This window comes from Tenacibaculum sp. DPLXC6 (assembly GCF_056815515.1).
Window position 1 is genome coordinate 302,248 of sequence record NZ_CP141806.1, and the last position, 19,488, is coordinate 321,735.

At 31.5% G+C, this 19,488-nt stretch carries 16 protein-coding genes; 12 read left to right on the top strand and 4 right to left on the bottom strand.

The window, feature by feature from the left end; all coding sequences use genetic code 11:
* Positions 1-34 precede the first annotated feature (34 nt).
* Positions 35-448, top strand: a complete 414-nt coding sequence (locus VCM48_RS01290; RefSeq protein WP_125067730.1) for a group III truncated hemoglobin — start codon at positions 35-37, stop codon at positions 446-448.
* On the opposite strand, the gene VCM48_RS01295 is transcribed toward VCM48_RS01290, so the two are convergent.
* Complete coding sequence (locus VCM48_RS01295; protein WP_253680696.1) at positions 438-776, bottom strand: hypothetical protein; 339 nt, start codon at positions 774-776, stop codon at positions 438-440. The genes VCM48_RS01290 and VCM48_RS01295 overlap by 11 nt on opposite strands.
* 129 nt (positions 777-905) lie before the next feature.
* Here VCM48_RS01295 and VCM48_RS01300 point away from each other — a divergent pair, with 129 nt between their 5' ends.
* The 10 genes from VCM48_RS01300 (at position 906) to VCM48_RS01345 (ending at position 12,146) form a co-directional block, all read left to right on the top strand.
* Positions 906-2,924 (top strand): VWA domain-containing protein, encoded by a 2,019-nt coding sequence (locus tag VCM48_RS01300; protein WP_482271326.1) that lies wholly within the window; start codon positions 906-908, stop codon positions 2,922-2,924.
* Between the two features lie 5 nt (positions 2,925-2,929).
* The gene (locus VCM48_RS01305) at positions 2,930-3,121 is read left to right on the top strand and encodes a hypothetical protein (protein WP_482271327.1); all 192 of its coding nucleotides are present in this window, start codon (positions 2,930-2,932) and stop codon (positions 3,119-3,121) included.
* A gap of 24 nt (positions 3,122-3,145) precedes the next feature.
* The gene (locus VCM48_RS01310) at positions 3,146-3,325 is read left to right on the top strand and encodes a CPXCG motif-containing cysteine-rich protein (protein ID WP_047790511.1); all 180 of its coding nucleotides are present in this window, start codon (positions 3,146-3,148) and stop codon (positions 3,323-3,325) included.
* Positions 3,326-3,330: 5 nt separating this feature from the next.
* On the top strand, positions 3,331-3,729 hold the full coding sequence (locus VCM48_RS01315) for an acyl-CoA thioesterase (protein ID WP_099214563.1): 399 nt from the start codon (positions 3,331-3,333) through the stop codon (positions 3,727-3,729).
* Positions 3,730-3,762: 33 nt separating this feature from the next.
* Positions 3,763-4,101 carry a hypothetical protein gene (locus VCM48_RS01320; protein WP_482271328.1) on the top strand — a complete coding sequence of 113 codons (339 nt, stop codon included), beginning with the start codon at positions 3,763-3,765 and terminating at the stop codon, positions 4,099-4,101.
* A 121-nt stretch (positions 4,102-4,222) separates the two neighbouring features.
* Positions 4,223-8,533 (top strand): CusA/CzcA family heavy metal efflux RND transporter, encoded by a 4,311-nt coding sequence (locus tag VCM48_RS01325; RefSeq protein ID WP_482271329.1) that lies wholly within the window; start codon positions 4,223-4,225, stop codon positions 8,531-8,533.
* A gap of 10 nt (positions 8,534-8,543) precedes the next feature.
* On the top strand, positions 8,544-9,737 hold the full coding sequence (locus VCM48_RS01330; protein WP_482271330.1) for an efflux RND transporter periplasmic adaptor subunit: 1,194 nt from the start codon (positions 8,544-8,546) through the stop codon (positions 9,735-9,737).
* 87 nt (positions 9,738-9,824) lie between these two features.
* Positions 9,825-10,727, top strand: a complete 903-nt coding sequence (locus VCM48_RS01335; RefSeq protein ID WP_482271331.1) for a cation diffusion facilitator family transporter — start codon at positions 9,825-9,827, stop codon at positions 10,725-10,727.
* A 36-nt stretch (positions 10,728-10,763) separates the two neighbouring features.
* Complete coding sequence (locus tag VCM48_RS01340) at positions 10,764-11,594, top strand: prohibitin family protein (protein ID WP_482271332.1); 831 nt, start codon at positions 10,764-10,766, stop codon at positions 11,592-11,594.
* A gap of 18 nt (positions 11,595-11,612) precedes the next feature.
* Positions 11,613-12,146 carry a GNAT family N-acetyltransferase gene (locus VCM48_RS01345; protein WP_482271333.1) on the top strand — a complete coding sequence of 178 codons (534 nt, stop codon included), beginning with the start codon at positions 11,613-11,615 and terminating at the stop codon, positions 12,144-12,146.
* Positions 12,147-12,213: 67 nt separating this feature from the next.
* On the opposite strand, the gene VCM48_RS01350 is transcribed toward VCM48_RS01345, so the two are convergent.
* Complete coding sequence (locus VCM48_RS01350; RefSeq protein ID WP_482271334.1) at positions 12,214-14,007, bottom strand: DEAD/DEAH box helicase; 1,794 nt, start codon at positions 14,005-14,007, stop codon at positions 12,214-12,216.
* Between the two features lie 125 nt (positions 14,008-14,132).
* The gene (locus tag VCM48_RS01355) at positions 14,133-15,491 is read right to left on the bottom strand and encodes a TlpA family protein disulfide reductase (protein ID WP_482271335.1); all 1,359 of its coding nucleotides are present in this window, start codon (positions 15,489-15,491) and stop codon (positions 14,133-14,135) included.
* Positions 15,492-15,668: 177 nt separating this feature from the next.
* On the opposite strand from VCM48_RS01355, the gene VCM48_RS01360 reads away from it, so the two are divergent.
* Positions 15,669-17,291, top strand: coding sequence for an ABC-F family ATP-binding cassette domain-containing protein (locus VCM48_RS01360; RefSeq protein ID WP_274639733.1), 1,623 nt, complete (start codon positions 15,669-15,671; stop codon positions 17,289-17,291).
* Between the two features lie 25 nt (positions 17,292-17,316).
* Here VCM48_RS01360 and VCM48_RS01365 read toward each other — a convergent pair whose 3' ends face one another.
* Positions 17,317-19,440 carry a hybrid sensor histidine kinase/response regulator transcription factor gene (locus tag VCM48_RS01365; RefSeq protein WP_482271336.1) on the bottom strand — a complete coding sequence of 708 codons (2,124 nt, stop codon included), beginning with the start codon at positions 19,438-19,440 and terminating at the stop codon, positions 17,317-17,319.
* Positions 19,441-19,488 lie beyond the last annotated feature (48 nt).

Consider the following 19,488-nt stretch of genomic DNA (forward strand, 5'->3'; position numbering starts at 1 on the left):
TACTTTTGTAGCGTATTTCAACAACGATTTGTAAATGGATAAAAGAGACATAGAAAATAGGGAAGATGTGTATAAATTAGTATCAACCTTTTATAATGATAAAATTAGAAAGGATGATTTTATAGGACCTATATTTTTGAAAACAATCCCAGAAGAAACTTGGGAACCTCATTTACAAAAGCTCACCGATTTTTGGGAAACGAATTTGTTTTTTGTTAGAAAGTTTAAAGGAAACCCAATGAAAGCACACAAAGATGTAGATAGGGATTTTGAGTATTCTATTTATCAGGAACACTTTGGACGCTGGTTGCAATTGTGGTTTGAAACGGTTGATGAACTTTTTGACGGAACAAAAGCGCATGAAGCTAAAGAAAGAGCACGAAACATAGCTTCTATGCTCTTTTTTAGAATGTTTGAAGCAAAGCCGAAGCCTACAACTACGACATAAGTAGATAAAAAATCAACGAAATATTACCGAGTATATTGATAATAAATGCCCATGCAATTATTTTAAAAGGGCGTTGACTTATGGCAGCAGCATTAGCTCCCATAGCTGTTACACAAGCAAAAATTAGGGCAAATAAATTAACATCACCGTTTACGGCTAAAGCAGCTGTTATAGAGGCTATCATTGAGCCTACAGTAATTAATATAATAGATACACCAATGCTATTTCGTTCTCCTTCAGCAATTTTTTTATTGATGTAAGCCGTAATTCCCATACTATTTGTTTTTTGAAGTGTTTTTTCAGCGGTTAAGTTTTCAGTAGTTACCATAAATAATAGTTTTTAGTAAAATTATGTAATTGATAACTAGTTTTTTATGATTGAAGTCATAAATGAAAAAGAAGAAAAGGTCTTTTTATTTGTTAGATATTTTTATCTTCACATACTAAAATAAGCTGAGTGGAGTCAATAACTATAATTTACATTGTATTAGCCGTATTAATAAGCGTAACCATTGCTTTTTTTCAATATTTCTATAAGGTAAATAGCACTCCTAAAGTACACATCTTACTTTTTAGCTTAAAGGCACTAAGTCTCTTTTTAATTGGGTTGCTATTGATTAATCCGAAGATAACAACTCTTGAAACGGAAAACATAAAACCTGTATTATCTGTATTGGCAGACAATTCGTTATCCACTCAATTTTTTAAAGAAGAAAAAAAGGTACAAGAATTAATATCAAAAGTAGAAAGTAACAAAGAACTTCAAGATAAATTTGATGTACAGTATTTTTCTTTTGGGAATGATATTAAGGTGTTGGATAGTTTATCGTTTGCTGAAACACAAACAGATATTTCAAAAGCAGTTGAAGCTGTTAATGAGTTGAATAAAGATAAGAATGCAGCTACTATTTTAATAACCGATGGAAATCAAACCCAAGGAAATGATTATGAGTTTTCATCAACAAAGCATAAAGTATTTCCTGTAGTTATTGGTGATACTATTAAGTATCAAGACATTCAAATTTCGCAGTTGAATGTGAATAAGTACAGCTATGTAAAGAACAAGTTTCCTGTAGAAGCATTGTTGTATTATGAGGGAAAAGAAACGGTGAATACTACTTTTTCAATCGTAAAAAACGGGAGCAGAGTTTTCTCAAAAAGAGTGCGTTTCTCGCCAGAAAATCCTGTGCAAACTGTTACAGCTAACTTAGTGTCTAATACGAAAGGAGTACACTATTATACAGCGTCGATAAGTAGTATAGCGAATGAAAAAAACACGAAGAACAATTATAAAAGCTTTTCAGTTGAAGTTTTAGATGAGCAAACCAAAGTTTTATTACTCAGTTCTTTTTTACATCCAGATTTAGGAGCGCTAAAAAAAGCGATAGAGAGCAATAAACAACGCAAAGTAGACATTGCTTTGATACAGGATAAGAATATAAACTTAGATGCGTATCAGTTTTTTGTTTTGTATCAACCTAACAGCTACTTTAAAACCACTTTAGAAAAAATACAATCTAACTTTTTACTGGTTTCAGGAACTAAAACAGATTGGAACTTTTTGAATAGTCAAGGTTTAGGAGTTCAAAAAAGAGTTATCAATCAAAAAGAGGAATACACAGCTATTTACAATCCAGATTTTCTAACTTTTTATCAAGAGGATATAGGTTTTGGTCAATTTCCGCCACTAAAAGACAAGTTTGGAGAAGTACAGACTAAAAAAGAATCTCAAAGCTTGTTGTATCAGAAGTATGCAGGGGTAGAAACCACTCAACCGTTATTATCAACCTTTGAAGAGAATGATAAAAAGTATGCAGTACTATTTGGTGAGGGTATTTGGAAATGGAGAGCCGCCAGTTATTTAAAAGAGAAAAGCTTTGAAAGTTTTGATACGTTTGTAGGAAACTTAGTTCAGTATTTAGCATCCACTAAAAAGAGAAGACGTTTAGATGTAAAAGCGCAACGTTTGTACGCAGCCAATGAACCTATAACCATAAGTGCTTTTTATGTTGATAAAAACTACCAATTTGATAGCAGAGCATCTTTAGAGTTAACAGTAACTAATTTAGAAACAAAGGCTAAAAAGAGCATTCCGTTTTCTTTATTTAATAACTCGTATCAAGTTGCTGTTGAAGGATTGGCTTCAGGAGAGTATTCATATACAGTAACAGTAAAGAACCAAAATATAAGTAGCTCGGGTAGGTTTAAAATTGAAGATTATCAGATAGAAGAGCAGTTTACCAATGCTAATTTTAAGAAATTAGAACAGCTAGCGTTAAAAACAGACGGAGCTATAGTTTATGCAGATAAAGTTGACGATTTACTAAAAAAGATACAAGAAGATGCATCTTTTTATACCACTCAAAAGTCTATTACCAAAAAACAAAGTTTAGTTGATTGGAAATGGTTGTTATTATTGATTATAGTTTTATTGTCAATAGAGTGGTTTGTTAGAAAATATTATGGTAAAATATAAAAAAAATGAATAAAAAGTTAATAAAAGTACTGCTTTTGAGTACTGTTTGTCTAGTTTTTAGCGGTTGTTCAGATGAAGAAGAAATGTGTGAGTTTACCTATGATAGACCTGATGGAAGTGGAAACTATATTACAACAACTGTTGAATATCCTTGTGAATTAGGTCCGCCAGTTACAGAACCAGTTAATAAAAAATAATTGGTAAAATTATAATAAAATATGATGTATGAACACTTTTTTCAATGTCCGCATTGTTGGGAAGAAATTTCCATGTTGTTGGATGCTAGTACATCTGAAACCTATGTAGAAGATTGTGAGGTATGTTGTAATCCTATACAAATAACTTTTACCTTTGTAAATAACGATTTAGTAGCTTTTGAAGCTAAAAATATAGAACAATAAATACGATGAGATTTCACACACGTAAATGGGTAAAACCAGAAGATTTAAATCCTAACGGAACACTTTTCGGAGGACGATTATTACAATGGATTGATGAGGAAGTAGCGTTATATGCTATTATTCAGTTAGAAATTCCAAAAACAGTAACCAAGTTTATGTCTGAAATAAATTTTGTTAGTTCAGCAAAGCAAGGAGACATTGTAGAAATAGGAATTGATGTAGTAAAGTTTGGTACAACGTCTATTACCTTAAGCTGTGAGGTTCGTAACAAAATAACCCGAAAAACAATTATTGCAATTGATAAAATTATCATGGTAAGTTTAGACGAAGAAGGGAAGCCTTTTGCACATGGTAAAACAAAAATTGAGTACGTTAAAGATAGATTGGATAATGAAGATTCATAAATTTTTATAATTTTGTAACCCTAAACGGTATTCGTGAAAAACAGTATCATCATATTATTAACCTTATTATTAGTTGTGCCTCCTATACAGGCACATACTGATGCTGTGGTTTTTGTAGCTGAATCAGAGGTGCATCACGATGAGTTAAATGAAGATCATCAAGATGAGCATCATCAACATGATACTGAAGAAGAAAAAAGCAAAGAACATCACCATCATTGTAACGTAATTACTGTTACAGCAGATTTTATTCCGATTGATTATAGTTTTGATATTCCTATTTTTTTAGAAATAAGAAATAGTATTAACTTTTATCAAAACACATATTATAACTCATACCTATCGGCTATTTTCCAGCCACCCAAGTCTTAATTCTATTTTATTATTAAAAACAGCGGTAGCTCTTGTGTAAGCAAGAACTACAAACTGTTGTACCGATTATTTAATAATAACCGGTAGAAATTATGTTACAATAGAATTAAATCAATACAAAATGTTAGATAACATTATAAAATTTTCAATTAAAAATAAATTGATTATTGGAGCATTGGTTGTCGCATTAATAGGCTGGGGAATCTATTCTCTAAAACAATTACCTATTGATGCAGTACCAGATATTACCAATAATCAGGTGCAAATAATAACATCTGCACCCTCACAATCAGCCCAAGATATTGAACGTTTAGTTACGTTTCCTATAGAAATCACCATGTCAAACATTCCAGATATCGAAGAGATTCGTTCCTTCTCTCGATTTGGATTAAGCGTCGTTACAATCGTTTTTAAAGAGAGTACCGATATTTATTGGGCACGTCAACAAATTAGTGAACGATTGATAGAAGCCAAAAATCAAATTCCTGAAGGAGTAGGAACACCTGAAATGGCGCCTGTAACCACAGGATTGGGTGAAATTTATCAATACACACTATACGCTAAAAAAGGATATGAAAAGCAGTATGATGCAATGGAGTTACGCTCTATTCAAGACTGGATTGTACGTCGTCAACTTTTAGGAATTGAAGGAGTTGCAGATGTAAGTAGCTTTGGAGGCTTTTTAAAGCAATACGAAGTAGCTATTGAACCAGAACGCTTGCAATCGTTAAATGTTAGTATAAATGAGGTTTTTGAGGCACTATCTAAAAACAATCAAAATACAGGAGGGGCATATATAGATAAAAACCCGAAAGCGTACTTTATTAGAAGTGAAGGATTGATAAAAACTCCAGAAGACATCCAGAATATTGTCATAAAAAACAATGTAAATGGAACCCCTATCTTGATGAAAGATATAGGGAAAGTTCAGTTAGGACATGCGGTACGATATGGTGCAATGACAAGAAATACCGATGGAGAAGTGGTAGGTGCTATTGTTATGATGTTAAAAGGAGCCAATTCTTCAAAGGTGATTGAAAATGTAAAAGAAAGAATTACACAAATAGAAAAAAGTTTGCCAGAAGGAGTTGCCATAAAACCCTTTTTAGATAGAACTAAATTAGTAGATAAAGCCATAAAAACGGTATCAACCAACCTTGTTGAAGGAGCTTTAATTGTCATCTTTATTTTGGTGTTATTGCTAGGGAATTTACGAGCGGGGTTAATTGTAGCGTCGGTTATACCTTTAGCAATGTTGTTTGCTATTAGTTTAATGAAGGTGTTTGGTGTTTCTGGAAACTTAATGAGTTTAGGAGCTATTGATTTTGGTATTATCGTAGATGGTTCGGTAATTATAGTAGAGGCAACATTACATCATTTGGGGTTAAAAAAATCAGGAACGCAGTTAACCCAAGATCAAATGGATGATGAAGTGTATGAATCGGCTTCAAAAATAAGAACAAGTGCAGCATTTGGAGAAATTATTATTCTTATAGTGTACTTACCAATTCTTGCCTTAGTAGGTATTGAAGGAAAAATGTTTAAGCCTATGGCATTAACCGTAAGTTTTGCAATTTTAGGAGCCTTTTTATTATCACTTACCTATGTACCTATGATGAGTTCGTTGTTTTTAAAGAAAACAATCAACAACAAGAAGAACATTTCAGATAAAATCATCACAACATTACAAAATGTATATACTCCAATACTCAACTTTGTGCTAACTCATAAAGTAAAAGTTGTGATAGGTTCAGTAGCTATTTTTATACTCAGTTTAGTAACTTTTTCTAAAATGGGATCAGAGTTTATTCCTTCTTTAGATGAAGGGGATTTAGCAGTGCAAGCTATTGTATCAACAGGAAGTTCACTGTCGTACACCATAGATGTTTCAAATCAAGCATCAGCACTGTTAATGAAAGAGTTTCCAGACGAAATAGAGCAAATTGTAAGTAGAATAGGTTCTTCGGAAATTCCAACAGATCCAATGCCAATAGAGGCTTCAGACATCATTATTATTTTAAAAGAAAAAGATGAATGGACAAAAGCTAGCACAAAGAATGAACTAACAGAAAAAATGCAACAATTGTTAGATGAAAACATGCTAGGTGTTTCTTTCGGTTTTCAACAGCCTATTCAAATGCGATTTAATGAGTTGATGACAGGTGCTAGGCAAGATGTAGTACTTAAAATTTATGGAGAAGACCTGAATAAATTGGTAAAATATGCCAATCAATTAAGTAGAATTATTCCAGATGTAGAAGGGGCAGAGGATGTGTATGTTGAAAAAATGACTGGATTGCAACAAATTGTAATTGATTATAACAGAAGTCAGTTAGCGTATTATGGACTCAATATTGCTGATGTAAATACTACTGTTAATGCAGCTTTTGCAGGTCAAAGTGCAGGATCAGTATATGAAGGTGAGAAACGTTACGATTTGGTAGTGCGTTTAGCAAAAAATAGAAGAGCTAGCATTGAAGATATTCGTAAACTATACATTACAACTGCAACGGGGGCACAAATTCCGTTAACAGCAGTAGCATCTGTAGATTTTAAAACGGGTCCAAATCAAATTCAAAGAGATGATGCTAAACGTAGAATAACAGTTGGTTTTAATGTAAGAGAACGTGATGTAGCTAGTATTGTTAAAGAACTAAAAGGTAAGGTCTCAGATAAAATAGCATTCGACCCAGGATACTATATTACTTATGGAGGAACTTTTAAAAACTTAGAAGAGGCTCGTGCAAGGTTGGGTATTGCAGTACCAGTAGCTTTATTACTCATCTTTTTGTTACTGTATTTTACTTTTAAATCGATTAAACAAAGTGTATTGATATTTACTGCCATACCTATGTCTGCTATTGGTGGAATTTTTGCCTTATGGTTAAGAGGGATGCCTTTTTCAATTTCAGCAGGAGTAGGTTTTATAGCCTTATTTGGTGTAGCGGTGTTAAACGGAATCGTTTTAATTGCTGAGTTTAATCGTTTAAAGGCTAATGGAATATCAGACCTTACAGAGATTGTAAAAAAAGGAACATCTGTACGTTTACGTCCTGTAATTATGACAGCAGCAGTGGCTTCGTTAGGCTTTTTACCAATGGCATTATCATCATCAGCAGGAGCAGAAGTACAAAAACCTTTAGCTACCGTAGTAATTGGAGGACTGATGTCTGCAACTCTATTAACCTTACTTATTTTACCTGTGCTGTATATGCTTTTTGAAAAGAAAGTCAACTTAAAAGTGAAAAAAGGCATAGTAACTATGGTGGTATTTACTCTTGGTGTTTTTGGAGTTCAAGCACAAGAAGTAGCTCAAAAGTTAACGGAACAACAAGTTATTGAATTAGCTTTGAATAAATCGGTGTTGATGAAAAAATCAACCTTAGCTATTGAAAAATCGAAAGCAGGAATAGATAAAGCGATTGAATTGAATCCGACAACGGTTCAATATCAAGATGTTGGTGTTGCTAATGGTATTTCAGAAAAAGAATGGTCTGTTAATCAGAATTTCGGTTCTATTTTAACACATATTCAAAAAAAGAAGTTAGCTAAAGAGAAAAATAACTTAGCAACTATTAATAACAATATATCTAAGAAAGAAACAGTAAGAAAGGCTAGAAGCTTGTACCAGCAATGGAATTATTTGTATGGATTGTTATCGTTAATGGAAGAGCAACAGCTTAGTACAAATCAAATAAAAGATATAGCTAATAAGTTACATGCCTCTGGAGAAATAGGAGGATTAGAAAATGATTTAACCTCATTACAGTCGTTAGGAGTACAGTCACAAAAAAACAAAACATATAAGAACTTTATTCAGGTAGAAAATGAATTAAAGCAGTTATTACAAATTGATTATTTGATAGAGCCCTTTGAAAAACTACCTCAAAAAAAGGAGTTTTTAATTCAAAAAGACTCGTTGTCAAATGATTTTATTCAGCGTTTAGAACAACAAAATAAGGTAGCTGCTAAAGGTGTGTCTGTAGCAAAATCAACTTATTTTCCTGCACTAACAGCGGGTATAATTAACAGAAAAACAGGAAGCGAGAACAGCTATACAGGTTTTAATGTAGGGGTAAATATTCCGCTTTCGTTTTGGTCTAATAATGCAAAAATTAAAGAGCAAAAAATTATACAAGAAGAAATAGCTTATGAAAATAATAACAGGGCTATGGTAATTCAGAATAATTATAAAAGCTTACAAGAACAGCTTACTTATTTAAATGAAGAGTTGGTAAGTATTCATTCAACAGTTACACAAGCGCAGAAGTTTATAAAAAAACTAGCATTAGCTTATAAGGTAGGAGAGATTGATGCATATCAATATAACCAGAGTTTTACCGCTTATTTTCAGGTAATGCAAAACTATTTATCCTTGGTTAATAATTTTAATCAAACTGTAATTGCCTACGAATTTTATATAAAAGAATAAAAATATACACATGAAAAAATTAGTAATAATATTAGTAACTATCATTTTTGTTGTTAGTTGTAAGGAAAAAAAAGAAAATCATTCAGATCATGATCATGCAACAGAAGAAAAAATAACTCAGAATTTAAAGGAAGGAGAAGAGCATGATGAAAATGGAATTCATTTAACTCAACAACAGGTTGTAACAGCTAAAATAGAGACATCTGTAATCGAAAAGAGAAAGATTAGAGAAAAAGTAGCAGTAACAGGAACAATAGAGGTACCACCACAAAGTAAAGCTACTATATATGCACCTTTAGAAGCGTTTGTTTATAAAACAGATTTGTTACCTGGTGATAAAGTGAAAAAAGGACAAACAGTAGCAGTATTACAGCATCCTAACTTTATAGAGTTACAATATGCTTACCTTGAAGCAGTGAATAAGCTAAAAGTAACTAAGGCAGATTATGAAAGAAAGAAAATGCTGTTAGAAAATGATATTACCTCAAAAAAATCGTTTCAAATAGCTGAAGGAAGTTATCGATCTGCAAAAAGTTTAGCGAATAGCTATGCAGCACAATTAAAGATGGCAGGATTATCACCTACTACAGTTGCAACTAAAGGAATTCAGCAATATGTGTATGTAAAGGCTCCGATTTCTGGTTATGTTGTAGAGAATAACTTGAATAAAGGAATGTTTTTAGCAGCTAACTCGGAGATGATGGAAATAATAGATAATGATCATATGCATGCGGAGTTAAATGTTTTTGGAACGGATATAACAAAAATAAAAAAGGGAGATGAGTTCGAGTTTCAACCATCTGGAATAGATGTAGCCTACAGAGGATATATAAAATTGATTAGTCAGAAAGTAGACGATCAAACGAAAACAGTAAATGTACATGGACACTTTGAGGATGAGCAAAACCGATTAAAAGCAGGAATGTTTATCAATGCTCAGATTTTGTTAGGAGGAGAGGAAGTGTATGCAGTACCTGAAGAAGCAGTAATAGAAAATGAAGGAGAGCATTTTATTTTTATTAAAAAGTCAGTAGATGAATTTATGCCTGTTGAGGTAACTGTTGGAGGTTCTGATAATGGATTTGTCGAAATCAAAACAATTCAAGAGAATAATTACAATGTAATTATCGTAACTAAAGGAGCACACTTTTTAAAAGGAAAGTTATTACAAATGTCAGGCGGAATGGAAGGTCATGCTCATTAATAAAAAAACAAGCGATTATAGATTAGATAATCGCTTGTTTAGTTTTAATGCATCTTTTTTATACATTTAAAGTCAATTAATAAAAACATGGGACACAACCATCATCATCATTCACATGGAAGTTCTACAGGAAATATAGCTGTAGCTTTTTTTCTTAATCTCGCATTTACAATTATTGAATTTATAGGAGGCTTTTACACGAATAGTTTAGCCATTATGTCTGATGCTTTGCATGATTTAGGAGATAGTTTAAGCTTAGGATTGTCTTGGTATTTTCAAAAAAAGTCGACAAAAAAAGCAAATAAAAAATATTCATACGGGTATAAAAGGTTCTCTCTTTTAGGAGCTGTAATTAATTCAATAGTATTAGTTATTGGTTCGGTATTTATAATAAAAGAGGCGATTCCAAGAATTGTTAATCCAGAAAATGCAGATGCTAAAGGAATGATGTGGTTGGCTGTTTTAGGAATTATAGTAAATGGTGCTGCCGTATTAAAATTAAAAAAAGGAACCTCAATTAACGAGCGAGTAGTTTCATTACATTTATTAGAAGACGTGTTAGGTTGGGTAGTAGTACTACTAGCAAGTATTGTAATGCAGTTTTGGAACGTTCCGGTTTTAGATCCAGTTTTATCTATTGCTATTGCTGGTTTTGTGCTGTATAATGTGTATAAAAACATTAAAGAGAGTCTTAGGGTTATATTGCAAGGAACTCCTGAAAATGTTTCTGTAGAAGAAGTTCAACAAAGAATAGTTTCTATGGAAGAGATAGAGAATATTCACGATTGTCACTTATGGACGATGGACGGGCAGTATAACGTGTTTACAGCTCATTTAGTAATAAAAAACAGCGAATTATCTTGGGAAAAAAATCATCAAATAAAGCAAGAAGTTAAGCGAGTTTTGCATGATGAATTTCACTTAGAACATATTACTCTTGAACTTGAGTTTGCATCACAAGAATGCGATTATGAAAACTGCGGTTCATAAATTTAATTGTACATTTGAGTATAAAACATAAAAAAAATGACAAGAAATCAAGTAGAGTTAAAGTTTCCAAAGTTCGGATTGTTAATTCCAGTAGTTGTAGTTTTAATAATTTTTATAGCAAAATCAACTGTAACAATTAATTCAGGAGAAGCAGGTGTGTTGTATAAAACGTTTGGAGGAGGAGTTGTTACAGACGAACCACCATTAGGAGAAGGTTTTCATGTGGTTGCTCCTTGGAATAAAGTACATGTATATGAGGTAAGACAACAAGAGCTTTTTGAAAAAATGAAAGTATTGTCATCTAACGGATTAGAAATTCAAATAGATGCATCTGCTTGGTATCAACCAGTTTATACAGATTTAGGAAACTTACATCAAACACTAGGTGAAAACTATTTACAACGTGTAATTCAGCCAGCAATTCGTTCAGCAGCGCGTAGTGTAGTAGGCCGTTATACACCTGAACAATTGTATTCAAGTAAAAGGGATGCTATTCAAGATGAAATATTTATAGAAACAAAGAAGATATTAGAAAAGCAATATGTTCAGTTAAATGAAATTTTAGTAAGAGATGTAACGTTACCATCAACTATTAAAGAAGCAATTGAACGTAAGTTAAAGCAAGAGCAAGAGTCGTTAGAATATGAGTTTAGATTAGTTACGGCTCAAAAAGAAGCAGAAAAACAAATTATTGAAGCAAAAGGTAAAGCTGATGCAAATAGAATTTTAAGTGCTTCATTAACAGATAAAATTTTGCAAGATAAAGGTATTGAAGCTACCAATAGATTAGCAAACTCTAACAATAGTAAAGTGGTTATTATAGGTTCTGGAAAAAGCGGAATGCCAATTATATTAGGAAATCAATAAATAGTCTAGAAGAAAGTAATGGTTTTAAAAGTGGGCTCTGATATAGAGTTAAGAAAACTAGAGCTAAAGGATGCTACTGATATTTTCAAAACAATTAATAAAGAAAGAGAATATTTAGGTAAATGGTTGCCTTTTGTAGAATACACAAAAGAGTTAAAAGATACTGAAGGTTTTGTAAATTCAGTTGTAGGTGTTTCTGAGGATAAGTTAGAATATACGTTTACGATAAGAAGGCAAGATAAGTTTATAGGATTGATAGGTTTAAAAGATACTGATGCTTTAAATAAGAAAACAGAAGTAGGGTATTGGCTTTCTGAGGAGGAACAAGGTAAAGGTATAATGACGAAATCAGTAAAAGAGATATGTAACTTAGCTTTTACCGAATTACAAATGAATAGAATTCAAATTAAATGTGCAATAGGAAATATACCAAGTAAAAATATACCTAAAAGATTAGGTTTTAAGTTAGAAGGAGTTGAAAGAGAAGGGGAGCTACTAACAGGGAATCTTTTTACAGACTTAGAAGTATACAGTAAATTAAAGAATGACTAATTATAATTTATATTATATAAAAAAGCAGCTCAATTGAGCTGCTTTTTTTATTATGACTAAGGCTGATTTAACCTCTTCTACGTTTTCTTCCGAAACCAGCAGCAGGCTTGTTATCTCCTCTTCTAGAAGAACTATTTTCACTACGTCTTCTACCAAAACCTTTTTTGTTGTCAGAAGGCTTATCGCTTCTACGTCTTTTACCATTGAATCCACCACCGCCACTTCTGCGTGGTTTTCTTCCACCACCGCTACGGTCGTTTTTAGTAATTTCTATATTTACTGATCTTCCATTAAAATCAGGGTCGTTAGCAGCAAAAGCATCTAAAGTTTCTTTTTCGAAGTTTTTATCGATTTCAAAGAAAGAAAAAGTATCCAAGATGTCTATAGCACCAATCTCTATTTTATCACCAATATTTTGGTCGTTGATTAAACCAATTAGTTTTGCTGGGTTTAAACGATCTTTTCTACCTAAGTTAATAAAGAAACGAGTCATGTTTTCACTAGAAGAACGTCCTCTAGAGTTTTCTCTTGAAGATAAATTATTTAAGTCAGGAGCATTTTCATAGTATGATAAAAATGTATTGAATTCTAAAGAAACAAACTTTTGAATTAACTCTTCTCTACTTAAATCTTCTAACTTTTCATAAATACTAGGTAAAAAACCTTCAATTTGATCTGTATTTACTTCAGTATTATGAACCTTATCAATTAAATGAAATAATTGATTTTGACATATTTCTTTGCCTGAAGGAATAGGTGTTTGTTCGAATTTCTTTTTTATAATTCGCTCAATAGGACGTAATCTTCCTTGTTCTTTTTTGCTTACTAAAGCAATAGAAATTCCTTTATTACCAGCCCTACCAGTTCTACCACTACGGTGGTTGTAGTTTTCAATTTGATCTGGTAATTTATGATTGATAACGTGTGTTAAGTTGTTAACATCTAAACCACGAGCAGCAACATCAGTAGCTACTAATATTTGAATATTCTTTTTACGAAATTTCTCCATTACAGAGTCACGTTGAGCTTGCGATAAATCACCGTGTAAAGAATCAGCATTATAGCCATCTCTAATAAGATTGTTGGCTACTTCTTGTGTTTCTCTACGTGTTCTACAGAAAACAATTCCGTAAATATGAGGATTTAAATCAGCAACTCTTTTTAAAGCAGGGTAACGAGTTTTTTCGTTTACTAAATAATACTCATGACTAACATTATCAGAACCTTGATTCTTTTGCCCTGAAGTAACTTCTACAGGGTTTGTCATATAGTTTTTTGCAATATCTTCTACTTCTCTAGGAAAAGTAGCAGAAAACAATAATGTTTGCTTAGTGTTTGGAGTAGCTTCTAAAACTTGGTCTAATTCATCTTTAAAGCCCATGTTAAGCATTTCATCAGCCTCATCAAGAACTAACCATTGTACATTACCTAGTTTTAAAGCTCTTCTTTTAATTAAGTCTACAGTTCTACCAGGAGTACCTACAACTATTTGAACACCTTTTTTAAGTTTTCTTATCTGCTCTTCAATGTTAGCTCCACCATAAACAGTAGCTACTTTTAAGTTTGGTAAATACTTTGAAAAATCTTCAATGTTTTTTCCTATTTGTACTGCTAGTTCACGAGTAGGAGATAAAATGATTGCTTGTGTGTGTGTGCTTGTTTGATCAGCAAGTTCAATAATAGGCAAACTAAAGGCAGCAGTTTTACCTGTACCAGTTTGTGCAAATGCTTTTAAATCTTCGGTAGAAGAAATTATTTGTGGAATTGCTTTTTCTTGAATTACTGTTGGCTTTTCATAACCTAGATCGGTTAACGCCTTATTGATAGGTTCTTGCAAACCTAAATCTAAAAATGTTGACATACTGTGTTTTTAGAGAACCCACAGATGCCCCTCCGCGAATTCTATAATTAATATTAATTAAATCGTTTAGTACGATTTTTTTTGGACGGTGCAAAAGTACACTAAATAAAATGAATAGAGGTTAACTATTTAATTTTTTGTAAATTACTGATTTCTAGATTTATATCTTTAGCAGATAAACTAGTATAACCATTTTGAATAATTCCGTTTTTGTCAACTAAAATCATACGAGGAAACTTACTGGTAGTAAAGTCACATACAGCACTCTCACTAGGTATAGTGTATTGATACTTAACATCTACATTCTTAGTAAACCTTTTAGAGGAGTCACATAAGTTAACTAGTATAAAATTAACGTCTGGATTTTTTTTAACTAAGTAGTTGAAACGGGAAGATACCCAATCGTCCGAAGCGTATTGGTAATTTTTTAATAAAACAACGGTGTTTTTATCTTTAGAAATACTCTTAAAGTCTTTCAGTTCACCATCAGCTGCAATTAATTTGAAAGAAGGTAATCGCTCTCCTTTAGTTAATATTTTTAAGTCATTAATTAAACGTTGAACATTCTTTTTATGCTCGTTATTAGTATTTAGCTTGAAGAAAGTAAAAAAAGCTTCGCTTTTCATTTCGCTACTAGGTTCTTCATAAAAGTTACGAATAACAGCATTGTATAACATTTTGTTTTTTACTGTTTCAAGCGCTATATTTTCATCAATAGAGTGTAGTAAATCTTGAGTGAAATTTTCTGATTTTACACCATTACTCTTAAGATAAGCATCATTTTGTATTTTCTCAATAATAAATCTGTAATATGGACCATAAAACATTAAAGAGTCTTTGTTTGTTGGAGCATTCTTACGATACTCAAAATAAGAACTATTAATTTTTTCAGATGTTTTTTCCTTTAAATTTAGGATAGCATACTCTTCAAGTTTCGCATATAAAGGAAAGTTTAAAGAAATATTAAAAATATCCATAAAACCAGAAGCATCATTACTACGAGCTTTATAGTTTTCAAAAATTGCTTTTTTAATAGATTTCATTGAATCTATTTTAGCTAAAAATTCTTCTTTGGGTAAAGAAAGATATTTTGAAGTGTTTTTATAATCTTGCTCGTACTGCAAGAAAGCTTCAATTAATAAGTTATTTCGTTCAGCATTAACACCACTAAAAACAAGTGATTCATCAAAATCCCAAGTATTTAATCTAATTAATAAACTATCAGAAGGTTGCATGTACACATACTGAAGTTCATTACCATGATGAAAAATGTATAGTCCTTCTTTAAATTTATCGTAGCTTCCTAAGAATGTATTATTCTTACTAAGAGGAATAGTATCGTTAAAGTCGTAATTATCAGATAAAACAACGAAGTCACATTTAGGATTGATGATTTTACCCCCAAAATAGGTAGGCTTTTTCTTATTAGACTCATTACATCCAATAAATACAATTAATATGAGAGGTATAAAATACTTAATCATGATTTAAATTACCCTAAATATTAGAGTCCAAAAATAGATAACTCTTTAATATTAGGCTGTTAATTCGTTGTTAAAAAGAATTAAAACGAGCCAAAAGTAAGATGTTAAAAACTTTCATGCAAATTCTTTTATAGTCTTTAGTTTTTATACTTTTGCACGGAATTAAAAAAAATATACATGTTATCAGTTTCTAATTTATCAGTTCAGTTTGGAAAACGTGTTTTGTTTGATGAAGTAAACACTAAGTTTACGCAAGGAAATTGCTACGGAATTATTGGAGCAAATGGAGCAGGGAAGTCTACATTTTTAAAGATTTTATCAGGAAAACAAGAACCTACTTCTGGTCAAGTTCATTTAGAACCAGGAAAAAGAATGTCTGTATTAACACAGGACCACTATGCTTTTGACGAGTATACTGCCTTAGAAGCTGTGTTAATGGGAAATAAAGAACTACATAAAATAAAGTCAGAAATAGATGCTTTGTATGCGGATTATTCTGATGAAAATGCAGAGAAAATAGGAGAATTACAAGTTCGTTTTGAAGAAATGGATGGTTGGAATGCCGATGCTTCTGCTGCAAGTTTATTATCTAATTTAGGTATTAAAGAAGAAGATCATTATACATTACTATCAGAGTTAGACTCGAAGAAAAAAGTACGTGTATTATTAGCACAAGCGTTATTTGGTAATCCTGATGTATTAATTATGGATGAGCCTACCAACGACTTGGATTTCGAAACCATTGCTTGGTTAGAGAATTTCTTAGCAAATTATGATAATACAGTAATTGTAGTATCTCACGACCGTCACTTTTTAGATGCTGTTTGTACACATATTTCTGATATTGATTTTGGGAAGATTAATCATTACTCAGGAAACTATACATTTTGGTATGAATCATCTCAATTAGCAGCTAAACAAAGAGCACAACAAAATAAAAAGGCAGAAGATAAAAAGAAAGAACTAGAGGAGTTTATTCGTCGTTTCTCTGCAAACGTTGCAAAATCTAAACAAGCGACTTCTCGTAAGAAAATGATAGAGAAATTAAACGTAGATGAAATTAAACCATCTTCACGTCGTTATCCAGCAATTATTTTTGAAAGAGATAGAGAGGCAGGAGATCAAATTTTAAATGTAGAAGGTCTTTCTAAAAAAGACGCAGAAGGCGAATTATTATTCTCTAAAGTAGATCTTAACTTAAATAGAGGAGATAAAGTTGCTGTTATTTCTAAAAATTCTAAAGCAACTACAGCTTTTTATCAAGTAATTTCAGGCAATGAAGAAGCTGATTCAGGTAAATACAGCTGGGGTGTAACTACTACACAGTCATACTTGCCAGCAGATAACTCTGCTTACTTTCAAAACGGAGAATTGAATTTAGTAGATTGGTTACGTCAATACGCGCAAACTGAAGAGGAAAGAGAGGAAGTGTTTTTAAGAGGTTTCTTAGGGAAAATGATTTTTTCTGGAGAAGAAGCTCTAAAGAAAAGTAATGTATTATCAGGAGGAGAGAAAGTACGTTGTATGTTATCTCGTATGATGATGACTAGGGCTAACATTTTAATGTTAGATGAGCCAACTAACCACTTAGACTTAGAATCTATTCAAGCATTGAATAACTCTTTAATTAACTTTAAAGGAACTGTATTGTTTACTACGCATGACCACGAGTTTGCACAAACAGTAGCGAACAGAGTTATAGAAATTACACCTAAGGGTATTATTGATAAATACGCTACTTTTGATGAGTATTTAGATGATCCCAAAGTAAAAGAATTAAGAGAGAAGATGTACTCTTAAAATTATAAGATATAAAAAAAGGGAGCTAATTAGCTCCCTTTTTTATTGTGCTTTTATTTAAAGGAAGTACTCCAAAACGTTGTTTATATATTTTAGAAAAATGTGTTGAATGTAGGTAGCCTACTTCCAAGGCTAATGTTTTTAATAATACAGAAGGGTTTTGTTCTACAATACTTCGAGCTTTTTGTAATTTAATTTCTGTAATAAATTGATTAGGGGTTAACCCAGTAGCTGCTTTAATTTTTCTATTTAAAGAACTTCTTGAAGTGTTGAAATGTTGAGCAATATCTTCTTGTGTCATGTTTGGATCAGAGCATTGCTTGTTAATAAATTCTTCTACTTTTTTTATCCACAAATCACCTTCGCTCAATTCTTCCTTTTTAATAGTATTCTCTTTAATAAAGGTTGTTCGGTTTATGCTATTGTTTAAGGCATTTTGTATTCGAATAAGTAACTCTTCTTTTTCAAAAGGTTTATTTAAATAATCATCAATACCTAATCGCAGAACTTCTAATTTACTTTTAGTGTCAGTACGGGCTGTAAGCATTAAAATAGGAACATTTATTTTCTTTGCCTTAATTTTTTCTATCAAAGCTAAACCATTCATTACAGGCATCATATAATCGGTAATAACAAAGTCAATTTTTTCTTTAGAAAGAAAGTCTAACGCTTCTTTTCCGTTTTCAGCTTCAAAACAAGTGTAATTGCTTAGAATCCTCTTTAAATAAGCTCGCATTTCAAAATTATCATCAACAATAAGAATTCTATAGTGACCTGATTTAGGTTGTTTAATTTTGTCTTTAGAAATTAAAGTACTTTTATGTGCATTCTTTTTTGAGGTTTTTTCATGTTGTATTTCTTTGTAAATTTTAGTTGTTTCTGGTAAAGAGATTATAAATGTGCTGCCTTTACCCAATTCACTTTTTACAGTTAAGCTTCCTTGATGTAGCTCAATAATTTCTTTGCTAAAAGCTAAGCCTATACCGCTACCTCCAGCTTTATTGATATCATTTTTTACTTGATAAAAACGGTTGTAAATGAGTTTAATATTTTTTTCAGAAATTCCTATACCAGAGTCTTTGATAGAGATAATAATTTGTTCGTTTAGCTTGTTTAAAGAAACTGTAATGTTTCCTTTTTTAGGAGTGTATTTAATAGCATTAAGAATAATGTTATTTAACGCTCTTTCTAAAAAAATAATGTCAGATGATACCCAGCACTCATTTTTTTCTTTTTTAACAGTGAAAACAATTTCTTTTTGGTTGCATAAAGGTTCAAAAGAGGTATAGAGTTTATCAATTAACTTATTTATTAAGTAGGGAGTAGGTGATATTTTAAAATTAGCTTCTTTCATTTTAGCTAAATCAAGCACATCGTCAACTATGTTTTTAATTTTATTAACCTGTTTGTTTAGGCGGTTTTTAATCTCAAAACCTTCTTTTTCGTATGCGGATCCTTTTAAAAGTTCTAATTGGTCTATTTCTCCTTTAATTAAGGTAAGAGGAGTTCTGATTTCATGAGAAACATTGATGAAAAATTGAGATTGAAATTCATTTAGTTCTTCCAGCTGTTTTCGTTGGTTCTCCAGAGTTTCCTCACTTTTAATATTGGCATTTTTAAAGTACTGTACTAAAAAAAAGAAAATAATGAATTGAATTAAAATAAGTACAGGAGAACCAAATGTACCTTCTGGATAAATAGGAAAAATATGTATTGGAATAACAAAAAGTAAGTAAGAAATAATAAAAACACTATAAAGTAAGTATTTGTTATTGGTAAAAAGTAATAGAAATACAGGTACAACAATGTAAAAGTATTCAATATAACCACCTCTTTCAGCAAAATTACAGAACATAAAATTACTGTACAGAATTAACGAGAAAAATAAAATACGTGCTACCATAAATTTACGTTTGTATTGTAAAAATAAGGTAACCAACAACCCTGTTATACTACCCATATGTATTAAAATAGGAAGTGAATAAATTCCTTTTTTCAGAGTGTCTTCTGTGATTAAAATAAGTTCAATTAAAAACCAATTAGAAATAAAGATATTAAGTAAACGACCCCTCTTCATTTCTAACTTAGAAAGTTTATCTGTTACGCCAATATTAGTTATGTTATTATAAAGTTTAGCTATTTCCCCCATTAGAATAATTAAAAGGTCAAATATATTAATCTATCCATAAACAACATC

What these genes read in the sequence shown, in the direction of transcription:
- VCM48_RS01345 (WP_482271333.1), top strand. Translation starts at nt 11,613, where the DNA reads ATGGTTTTAAAAGTGGGCTCTGATATAGAGTTAAGAAAACTAGAGCTA.
- VCM48_RS01290 (WP_125067730.1), top strand. Translation starts at nt 35, where the DNA reads ATGGATAAAAGAGACATAGAAAATAGGGAAGATGTGTATAAATTAGTA.
- VCM48_RS01295 (WP_253680696.1), bottom strand. Translation starts at nt 776, where the DNA reads ATGGTAACTACTGAAAACTTAACCGCTGAAAAAACACTTCAAAAAACA.
- VCM48_RS01310 (WP_047790511.1), top strand. Translation starts at nt 3,146, where the DNA reads ATGTATGAACACTTTTTTCAATGTCCGCATTGTTGGGAAGAAATTTCC.
- VCM48_RS01325 (WP_482271329.1), top strand. Translation starts at nt 4,223, where the DNA reads ATGTTAGATAACATTATAAAATTTTCAATTAAAAATAAATTGATTATT.
- VCM48_RS01330 (WP_482271330.1), top strand. Translation starts at nt 8,544, where the DNA reads ATGAAAAAATTAGTAATAATATTAGTAACTATCATTTTTGTTGTTAGT.
- VCM48_RS01365 (WP_482271336.1), bottom strand. Translation starts at nt 19,440, where the DNA reads ATGGGGGAAATAGCTAAACTTTATAATAACATAACTAATATTGGCGTA.
- VCM48_RS01360 (WP_274639733.1), top strand. Translation starts at nt 15,669, where the DNA reads ATGTTATCAGTTTCTAATTTATCAGTTCAGTTTGGAAAACGTGTTTTG.
- VCM48_RS01305 (WP_482271327.1), top strand. Translation starts at nt 2,930, where the DNA reads ATGAATAAAAAGTTAATAAAAGTACTGCTTTTGAGTACTGTTTGTCTA.
- VCM48_RS01315 (WP_099214563.1), top strand. Translation starts at nt 3,331, where the DNA reads ATGAGATTTCACACACGTAAATGGGTAAAACCAGAAGATTTAAATCCT.
- VCM48_RS01335 (WP_482271331.1), top strand. Translation starts at nt 9,825, where the DNA reads ATGGGACACAACCATCATCATCATTCACATGGAAGTTCTACAGGAAAT.
- VCM48_RS01355 (WP_482271335.1), bottom strand. Translation starts at nt 15,491, where the DNA reads ATGATTAAGTATTTTATACCTCTCATATTAATTGTATTTATTGGATGT.
- VCM48_RS01340 (WP_482271332.1), top strand. Translation starts at nt 10,764, where the DNA reads ATGACAAGAAATCAAGTAGAGTTAAAGTTTCCAAAGTTCGGATTGTTA.
- VCM48_RS01350 (WP_482271334.1), bottom strand. Translation starts at nt 14,007, where the DNA reads ATGTCAACATTTTTAGATTTAGGTTTGCAAGAACCTATCAATAAGGCG.